A 17,927-nucleotide genomic window follows, 5' to 3' on the forward strand; every position below is an offset into this window, starting at 1 on the left:
GTTGTAATTAAACTACATCTGACATGAATATGCAATGGAATTTTTTAAATTATCCGAAAATATAAACTTATTTAGAATGACTATTCATCAATCCTTTCAGGAAGTAGAATAGAAAAATCAACGAATGATTATACAATATTTTTGTATAGTTATTCGTACAGATAGGATAGTAGTGGAGGCGTTAACTTGAAACAACATTCAGCCGGAATCGGCTTTTTCGGTCTTGCGGCAATGGTCGTCGGGACCATGATTGGTGGAGGTGCGTTTAACCTGCCTGGTGCAATGGCACAAGGGGCAGGGGTCGGGCCAGTTTTAATTGGATGGGGGATTACGGGTGTCGGCATGATTATGCTCGCCTTTGTGTTTCAGTTTTTAGCAAACACGCGGTCAGAGCTAGAAGGCGGAATTTACGCCTATGCCCGTGAAGGTTTCGGGAAGTTTGTCGGATTCAACAGCGGATGGGGGTACTGGATGTCGGCTTGGATTGGGACGGTAGCCAACATCACATTGATTTTCAGTACATTGGCTTATTTTTTTCCTATATTCTCAGCAGAACACCGACTGTTTCGCTTGTTCGTGAGTGTCGTTCTGATTTGGGGCTTATTTTGGCTCATTTCACGTGGGATGCGTGAAGCGGCACTTCTCAATATCGTGACAACGATTGCGAAACTCGTCCCGATTATTTTGTTCATCGTGTTGATCCTATTCGCGTTTAAAATAGATACGTTCCAAGTCGATTTTTGGGGAGAAACAGGGTTTGTTTGGGCGGATGTGTTTCCACAAGTGAAGTCGACGATGCTCGTCACACTCTGGGCATTTGTCGGTATCGAGGGAGCGGTCGTATTGTCATCGCGCGCACGTCACAAGAAAGATGTCGGTCGTGCCACGGTCATTGGCCTGATTGGGACGTTATTGATTTACATGATGATTTCCATCTTCTCGTTTGGTGTCATGACACAGGAGCAACTCGCTGCGTTGCCTGAACCGTCGATGGCATATGTGTTAGAAGCGGTCGTCGGCCCGGTCGGCGCAACATTGATTAACATCGGACTGCTCGTATCATTAACAGGCGCATTGCTCGGCTGGACGATTTTAGCGACGGAGATTTCGTACGTGGCGAGCCGGGATGGGGTGTTTCCGAAAGTATTTCACCGTTTGAATGCGAACGAAACACCAGTGAACGCGCTATTCATCACCCAAGCGTTCACTCAAGTGGTCACGGCCATCGCCTTGTTTTCAGAACAGACGTATCTCGTGCTTTCAAGCATCGCTGGAATCGCAGCACTCGTTCCTTATCTATTCTCGGCACTCTATGGATGGATGGAGGCGAAGCGGGCGACGTCGCTACGGATGATGGTCGTTTCCGGGATTGCCTCGCTATACGCCGCCTGGTTACTCTATGCTTCAGGATTCGAGTATGTCTTGATTGCGATGATTCTATACGCACCTGGCATCTTCGTCTTTCTTTTGGCAGAACGGGAACAAGGACGACCGTTCTTGACCCGTACCCAGTCGATGATTGCCTTGATTATTCTATTATGTGCGACCTATGGCATTTATGGACTTTGGACAGCCGCGATTGCCCTATAAGAAAACTCACCGGCGTCTCAAGCGTCCGGTGAGTTTTTTGATGATCGGAGTAATTGTTCGATTACACTTGGTGAAGCAGGTCTCGCATATAAATAGCCCTGGAAAGAATCGCAATCTGTCGACTTTAAGTGTGCCAACATCTCTTCATCTTCGACTCCCTCTGCGACGACGTGGAGATTTAAACTCTTCCCAAGATGGACGATGACATCGAGGAGATGAGATTTGGACGCCATCCAATCATCGAGAAAGACTTTATCGATTTTGAGTTCATCGACCGGGAAGGACTTCAAATACTGCAAGGACGAGAAGCCTGTTCCGAAATCGTCAATCGACAGTCGATAGTTCAAGCGCTTGATTTGTTCCATGCGTTCGATGATTTCATCAGTTTGTTGCATGACAAGACTTTCCGTGATCTCCAAAATGACGTCTGCCGGGTCGAGCTGGAGTTGTTGCTTGATGTTTCGTAACGTATTCAAAAAACTGTCGCTTCGGAATTGATTAGGCGAAATGTTGATTGCCATCGAGAGCGGTTGATCGAACTCGGCTTTCCAGGCTTTCAGTTGTTTCGTTGCCTCTAAGATGACCCAGTTGTTGATGGGAACGATGAGTGCCATCTCTTCCGCGAGCGGAATGAACTCTGAAGGCGGGATTTGTCCCAGTTCGTCGTGATGCCAACGAAGGAGTGCCTCAAAACCGATGAGCCGGTCTGTGGCAAGTTCATACTTTGGTTGATACTCAAGATAAAAATGCTTTTCTTCAAGGGCTCGGTACATCGCCTTCTCAATATGGATTTGTCTCGAGAAAGCGGCATCCATATCTTTTGTCACAAATTGAATCGTACCGACGCCAATCTGTTTCCCTTTGAAGAGGGCACTTTCAGCACGTGTATACAGTTCCTCGAGTGAACTTGTCGAAGACGGATAAAATACGCATCCGATCGAAATCGATACCATGATGGAGTGATGGTAAATCCGGAACGGACGTTGCAGTTCGTGTTGCAGATGTCGGAGTACTTGGAACACTTCTTCTTTCGATTCCTCGAAGAACATGACACCGAACAGTCCGCCCGTAGGATGGAATAAAAGAGCGGATTCCGGAATAAGATGCAGTGCGCGCTCTTTGATTTGGATGAGAAGTTCGTTCCCAACGCGAGACCCGAATGACTCATTGATAATTTTGAAGCGGTCGATATCAAACAAGGCAATATGAAGGAGACCTTCTCGCTCATCGATTTGTCGAAGGATTGAGTCGTAGCGACGTAAAAACCCTTTTTTATTATAAAGTCCGGTCAACTCATTTTGATAAGCGAGGAACTGGACTTCTTTTTCAAGACGCTTCTTTTCCGACACATCAAATCCGAATGCGGTATATTGAATCACTTCATTCTTCTCACTAACAATCGGTACGACAGTCAAGTTAAGCCAACACGGCTCTGACTCATGTTGCTTACAGGAGATCGGCATCTCACCGTTCCAAATCCGATTGGTCGCAAGTGATTTTAAAACGTTACGCGAAATCCCGTCCTGTTCACTTGAATCATGAATGAGTTCGAACCATTCGCGTCCGATTAGCTGTTGCTCCGTCGCATCGAGTAGACGGCATAACGAAGGATTGATGTCTACAATCTCGCCTTTCGCATTTGTCGCCAAGTAATGCGTGGACTGTTTGATCATCTCTTGAAAATGATGAAGTAGATTGAACTGTTCTGTACTGATGAGCGGTCCAAATCCTTTTGGGAGAAACGCTAAAAAATAACCATAAATCCCTTCGAGCGAAAAAGATTGCAGGTAGGCAGTCGCATAGATGACGGAGCCATCCTTATGTTGAAACGGCGTCATCGCCGTTGTCGAGAATGGATATTGAAGGAGGAGCGGCGACCATGTTTCGAGAGCATGATCTAATTGCCGGACGACCGGCAGCGGTTGATGGAGGACTTCGTCACGTTCCCAGCCGAATAAAACTTCGGCATGCGTATTCCATAATAGGACCGTACCATCTTGAGAAATATAACAACACGGAACAGATAAAGCATCGATGAATTCATCTACTGGTAAATCACGCAATGAAGCCACATCATTTCCTCCAATCTGTCATGCTAAATGCATATTCTAATGTCAGTGTACCTGATTTTGCCAATTCAAGGAATGCTTAAGTTCGTCATTGTCAAAAGAAAGAGGGACGTCATATACTGAAAGAGTAAGATAGTTTTGAATAAGGGGGAAACAATATGTCAAAAACACATGATGTGATTGAATTGACAGAGAAGTTCGGGGCACATAACTATCATCCACTACCGATTGTCATTTCGGAGGCGAAAGGGATTTGGGTAACCGATCCTGAGGGGAATCGCTACATGGATATGTTAAGTGCATACTCTGCTGTCAATCAGGGACACTGTCATCCGAAGATCATCCAAGCGCTTAAAGATCAAGCGGATAAGATCACGTTGACGTCGCGCGCCTTTTATAACGATCAACTCGGACGTTTTTACGACAAAGTGGTAACGCTTACAAAGAAACAGATGGTGTTACCGATGAACACGGGTGCAGAAGCGGTCGAGACGGCCGTGAAGACAGCACGTCGTTGGGCATATGACGTGAAGGGCATTCCGGGACAAGCGGAAATCATCGTCTGCTCAGGAAACTTCCATGGACGGACGATGGCTGCTGTGTCGATGTCGACAGAAGCGGAATATCAGCGTGGATTCGGACCATTATTGCCAGGGTTCAAAGTTGTGCCATACGGTGATATCGACGCGTTCGAAGCGGCGATCACAGAGAATACAGCTGCGTTCATCGTTGAACCGATTCAAGGGGAAGCTGGAATCATCATTCCGCCGGCTGGTTATTTGAAGCGGGCATCTGAGCTCTGTAAAGAACATAATGTCCTCTTCGTCGCAGATGAAATTCAGTCTGGACTTGGTCGTTCTGGAAAGTGGTTTGCCATCGAGTGGGAAGACGTCACACCGGATATGTATATTCTCGGAAAAGCACTCGGAGGCGGAGTCTTCCCAATCTCATGTGTTGCAGCTGATCAGGAGATTCTTTCGGTCTTCAACCCAGGCTCGCACGGGTCGACGTTTGGTGGAAACCCGCTTGCTTCGGCTGTCTCCGTCGCGGCTCTTGAAGTGTTAGAAGAAGAAAACCTACCGGAACGTTCGCTAGAACTCGGGACGTACTTCATGGATCGCTTGAAGTCGATCGACAATCCGATGATTCGTGACGTTCGCGGACGTGGACTCTTTATCGGCATTGAGTTGACGGAGTCGGCTCGTCCTTATTGTGAGGCGCTAAAAGAGCGGGGACTTCTCTGTAAAGAAACACATGAAACCGTGATTCGATTGGCACCACCGCTTGTGATCACGAAAGAAGAACTCGACCAAGCATTCGAAGCAATCGAAGCCGTATTGGCTCCCGCAGCTATTTCGTAAGAAGCGTCAGCTTGGTATAATGAAGTCAGTTCAATCGACACCTGCCTAGCAGGTGTCTTTTTCGTGGAGGAGGAGTTGGATGATTTACATATATGTCGGATTGGCAGGGGCGGTCGGTGCTTTGGCACGCTATGGCCTTGGTATGATGATCGATTCGATTGGACCGAGCGCATTCCCGGTTTCGACATTGCTCATCAATCTCAGCGGTAGTTTTTTGTTAGGGTGGTTGACTCACATGTTTCTTCGAACGGGTAAACTTTCTCCTCAATTCGTCACGATTGTGGGGACTGGAATGATTGGTTCCTTCACTACATTCTCCACGTTTAGCGTTGAAACGATTCGATTATTAGACGAAAGTCGGATAGGGTTGGCGCTTCTATACGTCTTTTTGAGTATCACGCTTGGACTCGGGAGCTCATGGCTTGGTTATCGTGTCGGCGTGAGACGAAAAGGTGAGGTGAAATAGAGTGACAATCATGTGGATTGCGACAGGTGCCTTTTTTGGTGCGATGTGTCGTTTTGCTATCGGTCAACTGATGAAACGGTGGTCTGATTCCACCTTTCCATTTGCAACATTATTCGTCAATGTGTCGGGTTCGTTTGGCCTTGGGTATTTATATGCCCACACGAGCCATCCGTCGCTCCTTCTCTTTTTAGGGATTGGATTTTTAGGGTCGTTTACGACGTTTTCGACTTTGAAACTTGAATTGATGCGGTTTGCGACAAAAGACTGGATTCGATTCGGACTTTATCTCCTTGCGACATATCTGTTTGGAATACTGGCTGCTTATATCGGCTGGTCAATCTAAAACAACGCCCCTTCCATTTCGAAGGGGCGTTGTTTTATTCTGCAAGTTGAAGCTTCTCGGTACATGAAGCACAAGTCGTTTCGTATGACTCGCACTGTTCATCCATATGCTTCCCGCATTCCTGGCACGTTTTGTCCGGTAGTTTTTGATAAAACTCGACAGAAGATTCGAGTCGGCTCGCCCATTCATTCATATGAAAATGCCTCCTTCGTAGATGTGTCACGGTATTGGTTGTTGTCATGATTGTATTATAACAGATGGCGTTAAGTCAACTATAATATATAACAGATATATTCGGGATTTTTTGCTACACTATACACATCAAAAGACGAGGTGAAAAAAATGAAAGTGCCACAGTGTGAAACGATTGGAATTCAATCAGAGGACGTTCCAACGCTACAAACCGCCTTGGCGCAATTAGATGCGCCTCGAGTCAGTCGTTTGTTTAAAGCGTTCGCTGATCCGACCCGTCTAAAAGTGCTGTATGTGTTGACGCTCGAACATGAACTATGTGTATGCGATGTGGCGGCCGTTATCGGTCACTCTAACGCGACCGCATCTCACCATTTACGGACATTACTCGAACAAGGGTTGGTAAAGTATCGTAAAGAAGGGAAAGTCGTTTATTATTCATTGGATGATGAGCATGTGAGACAGCTCGTTGAAATTGCATTGACACACAGTGAAGAACAAAAAGACGTTTAAGTTCAATGACCGTCCCCATTCGAGGGGCGGTCATTTTTTTGGTACTTGTCTTCAATTTCAATTCACGATACGATATATTCAAATGATCATTTGAATGTTAGGGGGATATGATGAGAAATCGAGACGTACTACCTGTGTCCGGTATTACCTGTACTAATTGTGCGGCCAAAATTGAGCGGGATGTGGCGAAATGTGAAGAAGTCGCATCTTGCCAAATTGATTTTGCGACGAGTCGTATGGTGATTGAATGGGTGGACCCGTCGAACCGTGACAAGATGCTTCAGTCAATTGAGCAGACGATGGGGCGGATTGAACCGGGAGCGAAGTTTGTAAAACAAGATGATGATCAAACCGAAGGACGAGATTGGACGCTTTGGAGATTTCTCACAGCCGCTCTTATTTTTTCGATGGCCATTTGGACAGATTCGATTGTAGGATATATTGCGGCATATTCACTTGCTGGTTACGACGTCGTATACGGTGCGGTCCGGAACATATGGAACCGGGAATGGTTTGACGAGAAATTTTTAATGACCATCGCGACAATCGGGGCATTCGCCATTTCGGAATACCCGGAAGCGGTGGCGGTCATGCTGTTTTATCAACTTGGGGAATACGTGCAAGGACGGGCGGTACGCGCCTCCCGAAAATCGATTCAGTCCTTGTTGAATATGAAACCGACCAGAGCGCGTGTACTCGAGGCGGGTCAGGAAATGGAACGATTGCCGGAAGAAGTAACGGTCGGGTCACGCCTCGTCATTCGTTCAGGAGAACTAGTCCCGATGGACGGATTCGTCGTGAGTGGGGCGAGCTCTTTAAATACGTCGTCATTGACTGGTGAATCCGTTCCAAGGCAAGTTAGCGCGGGCGAGGAAGTGTTGGCAGGTATGGTCAATATCGAGGGGCGTCTCATCGTTGAAACGACAAAGCTCGCGGCTGAATCAAGCCTTCAAAAAATGATTGCTCTCGTCGAAGAGGCGAATGGAAAGAAAGCAAAAACGGAACAAATGATCACGCGCTTGGCAAAAGTCTATACACCGATTGTGGTAGTCATGGCGACACTTGTCGCATTCGTTCCACCCTTGTTTGTAGGGGACTTGAATGAATGGATTTACCGGGCCTTGATTTTTCTCGTCATCAGTTGCCCTTGTGCACTTGTGATTTCAATCCCGTTAGGTTATTTCGGGGGGATCGGTTCTGGGTCGAAACAAGGGATTCTTGTAAAAGGTGGCGAGTTCCTTGATACATTGACTGAAGTGGATGCAGTGGTCTTCGATAAAACAGGAACATTGACGACCGGGCGATTTGAAGTGACCGATATCGTGACGACAGACGGCATCACTAGCGATGAACTGTTACGGTTAGCTGCCCGTGTCGAACAAGCATCCAATCATCCTCTTGCGCAAGCAATCGTCCGTCGTGCTGGGGAGGTTCAATCGTTTGATTCGATTCAAGAGGAGCCGGGATATGGTCTCCGTGCACGAGATGGTGACGACGAGGTGTATGTAGGGAGTGCCCGTTACATGGAACGGTTAGGTCAAGTGATTGCAGATTCGTCAATCGGGACGAATGTACATGTGATGAAGAATAATCGTTGGCTTGGACGAATCGAACTGATGGATACGGTAAAGCCGGATGCGATGGCTGCAATCGAACAATTGAAACGAATCGGAATCCAGACGGTCATGCTATCTGGAGATCGTCGAGAAGTCGCTACAAAAATTGGCAAGCAACTCGGATTGGATGAAGTACGAGGGGAGTTGCTGCCGCACGAGAAAGTGGAGGCAATCGAACGGATGCTCGGAACGCGTAAAGTTGCTTTTGTCGGGGATGGTATGAATGATGCGGCGGCTTTGGCCCGGGCAGACGTCGGTCTCGTCATGGGTGGCGTCGGAAGCGATACAGCAGTCACGGCGGCGGACGTGGTATTGATGCATGATGCGCCAACAGATGTCATTCGGGCCATTGAGCTAGGCAAACGAACGAAGCGCGTCGTCTGGCAAAATATTTTCCTTGCCTTTGGAATCAAAGCACTTGTCATGCTTTTAGGATTGTTCGGCATCGCAACGATGTGGGAAGCGGTATTTGCGGACGTGGGAGTGGCGCTTCTTGCCATCGCGAACGCGACGCGGTTACTTCGTATGACATCATGAAAGAAGTGTCTCGGTTTTGTACCTGAGACACTTCTTTTTTTATTCGATTCTGTCGTGATGCGTTTTAATGCGCAACAACATAAAGGTGAGGATAACAATAATAGCAAGAAGTAAAAAAGTGATGGTGAAAAGGACTTGTGTCAAGAAAGATACTTGATTCTCTGCCGCAATCAACTCTTTATGAATGTCTTTGTATTGCATTTGTTTGAGAGACCGTAAATCTTCTAAAATCGTTTGCCGAAGTTCTGTCATCGTTTCTGCGACAGCCGTCGCTTTCACTAAGTCGCCTTCTTCATAGATGACGAGAACGCGGTCGGCTTCCTTTTCCCAAATGGCATCTCGTTCGAGTAAATCGAGGACAGAGCTCGGTGTGTCCGGGTCATCGATGATGGATTGTTTAAGGTCTTTGGCTTGTCGAGACATGCTATAGTACATCTCTAAAAAGTGTCGGTCTTCATATGCGAGTAATCCACGGATGGCATTTGCCCGTTCGACGTTATAATACATCACGTCTTCAATCGATTCATAGGAGTCGAGTTGTTCGCCTTGAATGGTTTCGAGACGCTCATTTGTTTCTTTCAATTGAAAAATAAAAATAAAAATAATCGAAATAGATAAGATTGATAAACTGATCCATAATAAAATCCACTTTCGTTGTGACATCGTGACCCTCCTTTCTTCTACATCGTACATGATTTTGTAAAAAACGACAGAAAATATTTTTTTGAAAAAGGAAAAAACGGGGAAATGTATAATCATTAAGAGTAGTGTCTCTTGATGAGAGAAGACAATTAGATGCATAAGGAGAGTCAATATGTCAGAGAACTCGACGTTACACAAGCTGTGCCAGGTTTTACGAAACAAGCGAACCAATCTTACCTATGAGATTCCGAGTCTTTGGAATCGTATGCGTTTCCATTCCGAGCCGGTTCGAGATGGGGTGGAACGTGTCAATCCATATGATTTCTTGTTGGAAACGATTGAAAAAACGATTTTCCCGTATGCACATGAAAGTCGCGACTATCGTACTTCCATTGCGCTTGCAGACGGACATTTACAAACCGGGGGGGATTGGATCAAACGGGCATCGGTCTACTCCATGCAAGTTCGTACATCGACCTCATGGGACCATGACGGGTCGGGTTACGTTGAAAGGGAGAATTCAGTGGGAATGAAAGACACAGGCACTTTTGTGAAAACGCTTGCATTGATTCCACATCTTCTCTATATGGGGATCGATACATTATTCCTCTTGCCGATTTCGCAACACAGCCATAAAAACAAGAAGGGTGAATTCGGTTCTCCTTATGCCGTTCAAGACTTTTTCGCAATTGATGAAGAGTTAAAGGAAACGTTAACTGGTGACGAGATGACGGTCGAAGAAGAATTTGCCGCATTCGTGGAGGCCTGTCACATGGTAGGGATTCGTGTCGTCATCGATGTCATCCCGCGGACGTGTGCCCGAGATAACCGTCTCATCTTAGAAAATCCGGAATGGTTTTACTGGATTCCCTTGACGGAAGTCGATTACTATCATCCGCCATATGTTCCGGGCATTGGGGAGAACGTCAAACCGGAATTTGCTTTCTTGCCGATGGTGTATAACTCAGAAGACGTATGGCAACACTTGCGACGGTTCTCCATGGCACCGAATTTGATTGATGCGGAGAAATGGGATCGTGTACGTAACACGTTGCTCGAGCATCCAGAAGAAAACGTATTGGCGATGATTGAACGAGAGTTCGGATTGACAACTGCACCTGCTTTCTCGGATTGTATCAATGACCCGCAACCACCATGGTCAGACGTAACCTATTTCCGACTTTTCTTAGACCATCCGCTTGCAGCGGCACCTTATGTGAACGATGCGAACATTGCACCTTATATCCTGTTTGACTCGATCAAATCCAATCAATTCCGAGGAAATGAGATCAATGAACCTGTTTGGGAGATGCTCGCTGATATCATTCCTCACTATCAACGGGAATACGGTATAGATGGAGCGCGTATTGATATGGGGCATGCCCTTCCGGTCGATTTAGCACAACGAATTTTGGAACAACCGCGTGCCATCGATTCGAATTTCAGCTTTATCGCTGAAGAACTCATCGAGTCCGGAGCCTGGGCGGCGAAGGACGCTGGCTATAATATGATTATCGGATATGGTTTTTATAAAGAACCGCGATTCAACACGCATGAAACCCATCAATTCTTATACGATTCACGCTTTTTACCTCTTCCGGTATTTGCAGCAGGTGAAACGGCAGATACGCGACGACTCGCGACACGGGAAGGCGGACGAAAAGCAAGCCGCTTGTTGACGGTGTTGAACGGATTTATGCCTAATGGGGTTCCGATGACGAACTCGGGGCTCGAATTGTATGAGACACAACCGATGAACACTGGACTCGATTGTCGACCGGAAGAGGCGTATCAACTCTTCCCGACGGATCCTTATTTTGGCAAGCTTGCGTTTTTTGATGCGTATCAGTTTCATTGGGATCATCCAGAACGGGATGAAATGATTGAAGTGATGCATCAAGTGGCTGAAATTCGACGTCGATGGTTAGATGTGCTCGTGGATCCGAATCACTTTGAACCGCTCGTTTTAAATGAGCCGTTCGCCCCGTTCATTGGATTCGCTTGGTTACGACCGGAAACGAATGATACGTTGCTCATCGTAGCGAATACGAACATGGTAGATGCGCTACGAGGAGTTGTCACGCTTGATGGGGTGAGACGTCGAAATTGGAATGCGAGTCGTTTTGCGGAGATGGTCTATTCACCTGATTCGTGGCCGTATGCGGAGCATTCGTTTGATGACAATTGGAATCTCGTGGTCGATTTGAAACCGGGAGAAGTCAAAGTGTACGAGATGAGATGAAAAAACGCCTTGAACCGAATAACCGGTTCAAGGCGTTGTGTGTTTCATGTAGTAAATGACAAATTCATCGAGCGGCATCGGTTTCGCATAGCGATATCCTTGCATGGAGTCACAACCGATTTTACGAAGGAACGTCTCCTGGTACTCGGTTTCGACGCCTTCGGCAACGAGTGCCATACCGAGTTGGCGTGCCATGGCGACAATGGTCGTCGTGACCATTTGATATTCGCGATTCTCTTCAAGCTGCATCGTGAACTCACGAGGAATTTTCAGTTCATCGATTGGATAACGGACGAGGTATGCGAGTGAACTGTACCCTGTCCCGAAATCATCGATAGACAGCTTGATGCCGAGTGCTTTTAACTCTAAAATGCGATTTAATACACGATCCGAATGATGTGCGGCCACGGTTTCTGTCAACTCAAAATTAAGGCGTGACGGTTCAATCGGGAACCGCTCGAACAATGTTTTCAAGTAATCGATCAAGTGTTCATCAAACAACTGACGGACGGATAAGTTGACCGATAGTTTCGGTAAATGGATGTCGCCTTGTTCAAATACGTGAATCAATTGGAATGTCTCATGAATCATCCAACGACCTAAATCCTGAATATGTCCCGTTTCTTCAGCAATCGGAATGAACTGGCTTGGTGGAATGAACGCACCGTTATGTTGCCAGCGCATGAGCGCCTCTGCTCCGATGATTGCTTTCGTCGAGGCATCCACTTGAGGCTGAAGGAAAAGGGAAATCTCGCCTTTTTCAAGTGCGGTTTCAAGCCCTTCCATCAACACTTTCCGCTCTTCTTTGTCCTCCCGTAACTCTGGTTCGAACATGACGGTTTCGTCACGACCTTTGTCTTTCGCGCGATACATCGCCAAATCGGCATTCGAGAGCAAGTGCTTTAATTTTTTCCCATGCTCCGGGAAGCGGACAATCCCGATCGAGGCATGGACTTCGACGAGTGTCCCGGCCATATAATACGGGGGACGATAGACAAGCCGCCGCAATCGTTCCGTCAACATCTCATCGTCTCCATGTTCCGCGACGACGATAAACTCATCGCCCCCGAGTCGCCCGGCATATTCGTTCGGCAAGAGTGCAGTCCGCAGCCGTTTTCCGATATGTTGTAATAACTGGTCACCCATATGATGACCGAATTGATCATTGATTTCTTTAAATCCATCCAAATCGGAAAACATCAATGTGAACGTACGCCCTTCCTCGATCAAGCGTTCGATTTGCTCTTGAAGTGCGTAGCGGTTATGAAGACCGGTCAAACTATCGAATTTAGCTTGATACAGAATTTGTTCTTGTTGCTCGATCATCTGGGTGATGTCTTTAGCGATAGCGTAGATGCCCTCGACTTCTCCCTCGATGATCATTGGGACGTTGACCAATTGCCAGACGCGTGTTTCCCCTTCGTCGGTCATCACACGCACATCGATTGTTCGGGGACGACCGTTCGTCAACTCTTGAAGAATGATGGTATAAGGTGCACGGTCTTTCGATTCAATGATGTCTAAGATGTTCGAGCCGAGTAGTGTTTCGGTTGTCAGTCCTAAGATAGAGCTGCCGGCCTCGTTGACAGATAACACTTCGCCATGCAAGTCGAATAAGAAAATCGGTTCTGAATGGTAGGCAAAAAGCGAACGGTATTGCTGTTCACGGATTTCTAATTCATGTGCCTTGGTCGACACGGCAACTTCCAAATCTGTGTTGACGGAATGCAAACGATGACTGATGAGTGCGTTCTGTTTGGAGACGACAAACTGACGAATGAGCAACAAGAGAACAGCATTTGCGATCATCGAGTCCATTACGGATGTTCCAAGAAGGCGATCGGAAGCGAGTAAAAACATCATGACGACCACACTATACAGCACATAATCGACAATGGAATCGTAGGCAAGTGCATCTTCCGATACATCATCGACCCAGTAGCTAATCGAGATGGTCAATATACTACTGACTTGCAACAGATGAATCAATTCATGTGTAATTCCGGAAAAGACAACCAACGTGTTTGCAATCGAAGCAATCGTGAATCCAAGAATTCCGACGAGCAATAAAATCCGGAACTGTTGACCGGCTGAGACGACTCGATTTAAGTAGAGGAATGCGAGCATCATATAGAGGCTAATGAGTAACATTTGCTCTTCGAATCCGCTCAACTGTGACACGAGTGAGACGTCTTGCGTTGAAAAGAACCAAATATGAAGACCACCAATCAAAAGGAAACTGAACAGGGCGAATAAATCGAACGTGCGTAGTTTCAAAGTACGAAACTCAATCGATTGCGTGATGACGATTAAAGCCATGATTAAATAAAAGAAATTTTGGAGGAACAACAAGGACTGCATATTGTCGTTGATTGAATAATAGTGCATCAGTAAGTACAGCGTGAAGCATACATTTCCTGCACTAATCAAAATATGGATAAAACGCCGCATACCTCTATGTTTAAAGATAGCTACTCCGCTAAAGCCAATCGCTGCCCCTGATATGACGAGATAATAGATGAACAACGTGATCTGTAGTAAGTCGTGCGGGGTCAAAAATAAAAATAAAAGTCCGGTAGAAAAAGTTCCGATGAGAATCGCCGGAACGTATTGGCGCAACGAGTAAACAGACAACTCATGCACCTCCTTCTTTATATGTATGGGGCTCTTATTTATTATCGGAACAGGAGAACGAAGATTACACAAAAAAATCGACAACAATCTATATTGTTGTCGAAAATTTTAGATTTACAGTGTATAGGAGTGTTCTTTAAAGTTTCCGACGACTGAATCGATTTCAGACACAGTGACAAACGCCTCAGAATCGATTTCAGACACGATTTGACGAAGGCGTGGGATTTCATTGTTCTGGACGACGACGTACAGCATTTTTTTCGAATCGTTCGAATATCCGCCTGTCGCATCCATGATGGTGACGCCCCGTTTCAAATTCTGCTTGATGACCAAATTGATTTCGTCTGCTTTTTGACAAATGATGAAGCATTGCTTTTGGGCAGCGAAGAATTTATGAATCGTAAGCAACGTACGGGATCTGACGAAGCTTAACACAAGCGCGTACATGACAGCTTTGATGTCAAAGACGATGAAGACCAACACATAGACGATGATGTCTTGTGTCAGAAAGATTTTAGGCAACGACAAGTTTCGATTATTCATATAGATGACTTTCCCTAGAATGTCGAGTCCACCGGTGGAAGCTCCTGCAAAGAGGAGAAGTGCGAGTCCAAGCCCTGAAACGATTCCGCTGAACACCGAAGCGACGAGCGGATCATCGAGTGGGGTCGGGGGAATCAAGACTGGCAAACTATCGATGAGGATAGAGGAAAGTACGACGACAATTCCTGTCATCAAGATAAATCGACGTCCCAAATATTTTAGTCCCAATAAAAAGAGTGGGATATTAAGCACGAGCTGTGTCAAACCGATGGGAGTTCCAAACAGTTCATTCGTAATCAACGTGATTCCGACGATTCCCCCAGAACCGATTTCATTTGGTTTGAGCAGTAAGCTGACAAAGACAGACTGAAGGATTGTCCCGGCAATGATGAACAGTACCGTTTCAAGGGCAACCCGTTTTCGAGATTTTGCATACATAGATAATGGCTAGGCCTGACGCCTCCTTTTTGTAAGTCTTCTGCAAGCGTACTGCTACTTTTACGTCATTTCAAGTCTCACATGTCATTATGGAATCGATCGATATCACTCGCTAATTGCTCATGTACGTAATCGATGACTTGAGCATCATCAAAAAGTCCGAGTGGGACATCGTCTGGAATCGCATCGAATGGGGAGACGAAGTATAGGATGGCCGCAACAAGTTCCTCTTGTTTATCGGGTTGCATCTCAAATTGTTCATTGTAAAGCGCGCGTAACATATTCAGCATTTGTTTCATCTGGAAGTAAAGTGTCAGTTCTTCTTCACGCTCGATGTTACTGATTTCATTGGATGCCACATCGACTGTGACTTTTGCGAGTGCGCGTTCACCTTGAACGAGCAAGTCGCCCAATTGTTCTCGGTCGCGGATGTCTTCTTTCGCTTGTTTTAAAAAATGTGTGTATGTTGTTTTCCAATCTGCCATTTGGATTCCTCCTTCTTTCTTCATCTACTAATATGCCCGTTTTTGCGCATTGGTTGCAACTTTTCCTGAAATTTAAGAAAATAAAGATAACTGAAAAGGAGGAACGATACATATGTCTAAGATTTCGATGCCGACAGAGGCAGATTTCGCACGCTATGCAGAATTAGCTGTGAAAAAAGGTGTGAACATTCAACCTGGTCAACAATTAGAAGTACGTGCTGACATCAGTCAGGCACCACTCGTCCGTCACGTGGTGAAGGCTGCTTATGCGGCCGGAGCGAAGCAAGTGTTCGTCAACTGGAGCGACGAAGAAACAGGGAAGATCCGTTATTTCAATGCACCAGCGGATTCGTTCAAAGAGTTTCCAGATTGGTTGAAGGCTCGTTTTGAGCAATTGGCTGAAGAGAAGACGGCATTCTTGTCAATCGTCAGTGATGACCCGGATGCATTGAATGGTGTGGAATCGTCACGCATTTCGGATGCAAACCGTGCAGCAGGACAAGCGCTTGCGAAGTGGCGTCAATATGTGATGAGCGACAATGTGAGCTGGTCAATCGTCGCAGGTGCGTCAGAAGCGTGGGCACAAAAAGTATTCCCGGGACGTGATGATGCGGTTGCAGCATTATGGCAAGCCATCTTCGCAGCAACGCGGATGGATCAAGAAGATGTCGTCGCGGCATGGGATACACACGATCAATCACTCCGTAGCCGTGCGAAGCTGTTGACAGAGAAGAAATATGCGAAGCTTCATTACAAAGCGCCAGGTACGGAACTGACGATCGGACTTCCGAAAAAACACGTCTTCCTTGGCGGTGGCGGCCCGAACGTCGATGGCATCGACTTTATCGCAAACATGCCTACGGAAGAGGTCTTCACGCTCGCAGATAAAGATTCTGTGGAAGGTCACGTATCGAGTACAAAACCACTCAGCTACAGCGGGAACTTGATTGATGAGTTCACTCTTTGGTTTGAAGGTGGGAAAGTCGTCAAAGCGGAGGCGAAAAAAGGGCAAGCGGCTCTTGATGAATTGTTGAATATGGATGAGGGTGCGCGTCGTATCGGTGAAGTAGCGCTCGTTCCGGATGATTCTCCAATCTCGAACTCTGGTCTTCTCTTCTATAACACGTTGTTTGATGAGAATGCATCGTGTCACTTGGCGCTCGGACGTGCGTACTCGACATGTCTCGAAGGGGGTCCTTCGATGTCACAAGAAGAGCTCGCGGCGAACGGGGCGAACGACTCGATGACACACGTTGACTTCATGATCGGGTCAGCCGAAATGAATATCGATGGTGAACGGGAAGACGGGACGCGTGAAGCAATCATGCGTGACGGGAACTGGGTCATCTAAACAAAAGAGCGAATTCCGAAAGTTACGGAATTCGCTCTTTTTACGTGCAATCGTATAGATAGCGCAGTGCGTGAGGCAAGCGGCGACGCCAGGCCGATTCGTTGTGAATCGCATTTGGTTCGACCTCATATCGGAAGGCGATTCCTTTCTGCGCGATGACGTCAATCAGTTTCGCATTCGTGAATAGGTAGTCGCTTGGAGTGATAGGCCCGCTCTCTTCATTTGTGCCAATGTCCATATATAGTTTACCGGCGAACTCAGCATGTTTCATTTCTCGGATCAATGGATCAAGATTGGCCCATGCCGCAGTGGAGAGGGAACCAACTCGTCGAATAGAAGGATAGGTCGCCATCATGTATAGAGAGATGACACCTCCCATCGAGCTCCCCATGACCCCGACATCTTCTGGGTCAGTAGCGTACTCGCTGTCAATTCGTGGTTTTAATTCGTTCATGAGCCAATCTGTATACATACGGCCTTGGCCACCGAGTGTTGGACGAGTTCTTGCCAATTCGGGTCCGATCCGTCGATACAGCATCTCATCTTCCTCATATGAATACTCATCATAACGGTCCAGCCAGTTCGGGGCGCTCGCGATGGCGACGACCATGAGCGGGAGTCGTAGCAGGTCGATGCAACGATCGATTTCCCAACCTTCTCCATATGTAGCAGTGTTTCCAGAAAACACATTTTGTCCATCATGCATATACAGGACGGGAAGCGGGGTGCTGACGTCGACCCAGTCTGGTCGAAATACGCGGACAATCCGCTTTTGACCACGTACCTTCTCCGTCGGAATCGACACGTTCAATTGTTCAATCATCTTTCGTCACCTCTTTCTACTTGTATTGTGGAGAATCATGAACCAAAATACAATCACCTGACTTGACTACCTACCGTTCGTT

Annotated in this window: 15 protein-coding genes; 8 read left to right on the forward strand and 7 right to left on the reverse strand. The window is 46.6% G+C overall.

All coding sequences use genetic code 11. The features are described from left to right. The first annotated feature begins 186 nt into the window (after positions 1–186). Positions 187–1,590: a basic amino acid/polyamine antiporter gene (locus tag Q9R25_RS12425; RefSeq protein ID WP_311283236.1), complete on the forward strand. Its 1,404-nt coding sequence runs from the start codon at positions 187–189 to the stop codon at positions 1,588–1,590. Between the two features lie 17 nt (positions 1,591–1,607). Here Q9R25_RS12425 and Q9R25_RS12430 read toward each other — a convergent pair whose 3' ends face one another. Further along, entirely contained in the window at positions 1,608–3,662 is a 2,055-nt protein-coding gene (locus tag Q9R25_RS12430) for a sensor domain-containing protein (protein WP_031420968.1), read from the reverse strand. A gap of 155 nt (positions 3,663–3,817) precedes the next feature. Here Q9R25_RS12430 and Q9R25_RS12435 point away from each other — a divergent pair, with 155 nt between their 5' ends. The 3 genes from Q9R25_RS12435 (at position 3,818) to Q9R25_RS12445 (ending at position 5,829) form a co-directional block, all read left to right on the forward strand. After that, on the forward strand, positions 3,818–5,020 hold the full coding sequence (locus Q9R25_RS12435) for an ornithine--oxo-acid transaminase (protein ID WP_015880758.1): 1,203 nt from the start codon (positions 3,818–3,820) through the stop codon (positions 5,018–5,020). A 79-nt stretch (positions 5,021–5,099) separates the two neighbouring features. Continuing rightward, positions 5,100–5,486 carry a fluoride efflux transporter CrcB gene (gene crcB, locus Q9R25_RS12440; protein WP_078146292.1) on the forward strand — a complete coding sequence of 129 codons (387 nt, stop codon included), beginning with the start codon at positions 5,100–5,102 and terminating at the stop codon, positions 5,484–5,486. Positions 5,487–5,496: 10 nt separating this feature from the next. Then, entirely contained in the window at positions 5,497–5,829 is a 333-nt protein-coding gene (locus Q9R25_RS12445) for a fluoride efflux transporter FluC (RefSeq protein WP_015880760.1), read from the forward strand. Between the two features lie 34 nt (positions 5,830–5,863). Here Q9R25_RS12445 and yhfH read toward each other — a convergent pair whose 3' ends face one another. Beyond that, entirely contained in the window at positions 5,864–6,022 is a 159-nt protein-coding gene (gene yhfH / locus Q9R25_RS12450; protein ID WP_015880761.1) for a protein YhfH, read from the reverse strand. A 149-nt stretch (positions 6,023–6,171) separates the two neighbouring features. Here yhfH and Q9R25_RS12455 point away from each other — a divergent pair, with 149 nt between their 5' ends. Both Q9R25_RS12455 and Q9R25_RS12460 read left to right on the forward strand, forming a co-directional pair. Continuing rightward, on the forward strand, positions 6,172–6,534 hold the full coding sequence (locus Q9R25_RS12455) for an ArsR/SmtB family transcription factor (RefSeq protein ID WP_015880762.1): 363 nt from the start codon (positions 6,172–6,174) through the stop codon (positions 6,532–6,534). Positions 6,535–6,644: 110 nt separating this feature from the next. Next, positions 6,645–8,687: a heavy metal translocating P-type ATPase gene (locus Q9R25_RS12460; protein WP_311283237.1), complete on the forward strand. Its 2,043-nt coding sequence runs from the start codon at positions 6,645–6,647 to the stop codon at positions 8,685–8,687. Positions 8,688–8,726: 39 nt separating this feature from the next. Here Q9R25_RS12460 and Q9R25_RS12465 read toward each other — a convergent pair whose 3' ends face one another. Further along, a complete protein-coding gene (locus Q9R25_RS12465) occupies positions 8,727–9,350 on the reverse strand; it encodes a hypothetical protein (protein ID WP_078146294.1) in 624 nt (207 codons plus the stop codon). A gap of 151 nt (positions 9,351–9,501) precedes the next feature. On the opposite strand from Q9R25_RS12465, the gene Q9R25_RS12470 reads away from it, so the two are divergent. Further along, positions 9,502–11,571 (forward strand): alpha-amylase family protein, encoded by a 2,070-nt coding sequence (locus Q9R25_RS12470; RefSeq protein WP_215244335.1) that lies wholly within the window; start codon positions 9,502–9,504, stop codon positions 11,569–11,571. A gap of 27 nt (positions 11,572–11,598) precedes the next feature. Here the strand turns inward: Q9R25_RS12470 and Q9R25_RS12475 are convergent, their stop codons facing one another. The 3 genes from Q9R25_RS12475 to Q9R25_RS12485 form a co-directional block, all read right to left on the reverse strand. Beyond that, the gene (locus Q9R25_RS12475; protein ID WP_215244336.1) at positions 11,599–14,205 is read right to left on the reverse strand and encodes a putative bifunctional diguanylate cyclase/phosphodiesterase; all 2,607 of its coding nucleotides are present in this window, start codon (positions 14,203–14,205) and stop codon (positions 11,599–11,601) included. Positions 14,206–14,319: 114 nt separating this feature from the next. Beyond that, positions 14,320–15,186: a YitT family protein gene (locus Q9R25_RS12480; protein ID WP_015880767.1), complete on the reverse strand. Its 867-nt coding sequence runs from the start codon at positions 15,184–15,186 to the stop codon at positions 14,320–14,322. 77 nt (positions 15,187–15,263) lie between these two features. Beyond that, on the reverse strand, positions 15,264–15,671 hold the full coding sequence (locus Q9R25_RS12485) for a YkvA family protein (protein WP_074037788.1): 408 nt from the start codon (positions 15,669–15,671) through the stop codon (positions 15,264–15,266). A gap of 112 nt (positions 15,672–15,783) precedes the next feature. On the opposite strand from Q9R25_RS12485, the gene Q9R25_RS12490 reads away from it, so the two are divergent. Further along, positions 15,784–17,022 (forward strand): aminopeptidase, encoded by a 1,239-nt coding sequence (locus tag Q9R25_RS12490; RefSeq protein WP_015880769.1) that lies wholly within the window; start codon positions 15,784–15,786, stop codon positions 17,020–17,022. 40 nt (positions 17,023–17,062) lie between these two features. On the opposite strand, the gene Q9R25_RS12495 is transcribed toward Q9R25_RS12490, so the two are convergent. After that, entirely contained in the window at positions 17,063–17,845 is a 783-nt protein-coding gene (locus Q9R25_RS12495) for an alpha/beta hydrolase (protein ID WP_159563522.1), read from the reverse strand. Positions 17,846–17,927: the final 82 nt, after the last annotated feature.

This window comes from Exiguobacterium sp. BG5(2022) (assembly GCF_031844365.1).
GTDB classification, from domain to species: Bacteria; Bacillota; Bacilli; order Exiguobacteriales; family Exiguobacteriaceae; genus Exiguobacterium; species Exiguobacterium profundum.

Excerpts from the sequence above, each read along its gene's own strand:
- Q9R25_RS12435 (WP_015880758.1), top strand. The coding sequence starts at position 3,818 with ATGTCAAAAACACATGATGTGATTGAATTGACAGAGAAGTTCGGGGCA.
- crcB (WP_078146292.1), top strand. The coding sequence starts at position 5,100 with ATGATTTACATATATGTCGGATTGGCAGGGGCGGTCGGTGCTTTGGCA.
- Q9R25_RS12445 (WP_015880760.1), top strand. The coding sequence starts at position 5,497 with ATGTGGATTGCGACAGGTGCCTTTTTTGGTGCGATGTGTCGTTTTGCT.
- yhfH (WP_015880761.1), bottom strand. The coding sequence starts at position 6,022 with ATGAATGAATGGGCGAGCCGACTCGAATCTTCTGTCGAGTTTTATCAA.
- Q9R25_RS12455 (WP_015880762.1), top strand. The coding sequence starts at position 6,172 with ATGAAAGTGCCACAGTGTGAAACGATTGGAATTCAATCAGAGGACGTT.
- Q9R25_RS12460 (WP_311283237.1), top strand. The coding sequence starts at position 6,645 with ATGAGAAATCGAGACGTACTACCTGTGTCCGGTATTACCTGTACTAAT.
- Q9R25_RS12465 (WP_078146294.1), bottom strand. The coding sequence starts at position 9,350 with ATGTCACAACGAAAGTGGATTTTATTATGGATCAGTTTATCAATCTTA.
- Q9R25_RS12470 (WP_215244335.1), top strand. The coding sequence starts at position 9,502 with ATGTCAGAGAACTCGACGTTACACAAGCTGTGCCAGGTTTTACGAAAC.
- Q9R25_RS12480 (WP_015880767.1), bottom strand. The coding sequence starts at position 15,186 with ATGTATGCAAAATCTCGAAAACGGGTTGCCCTTGAAACGGTACTGTTC.
- Q9R25_RS12485 (WP_074037788.1), bottom strand. The coding sequence starts at position 15,671 with ATGGCAGATTGGAAAACAACATACACACATTTTTTAAAACAAGCGAAA.
- Q9R25_RS12490 (WP_015880769.1), top strand. The coding sequence starts at position 15,784 with ATGTCTAAGATTTCGATGCCGACAGAGGCAGATTTCGCACGCTATGCA.
- Q9R25_RS12495 (WP_159563522.1), bottom strand. The coding sequence starts at position 17,845 with ATGATTGAACAATTGAACGTGTCGATTCCGACGGAGAAGGTACGTGGT.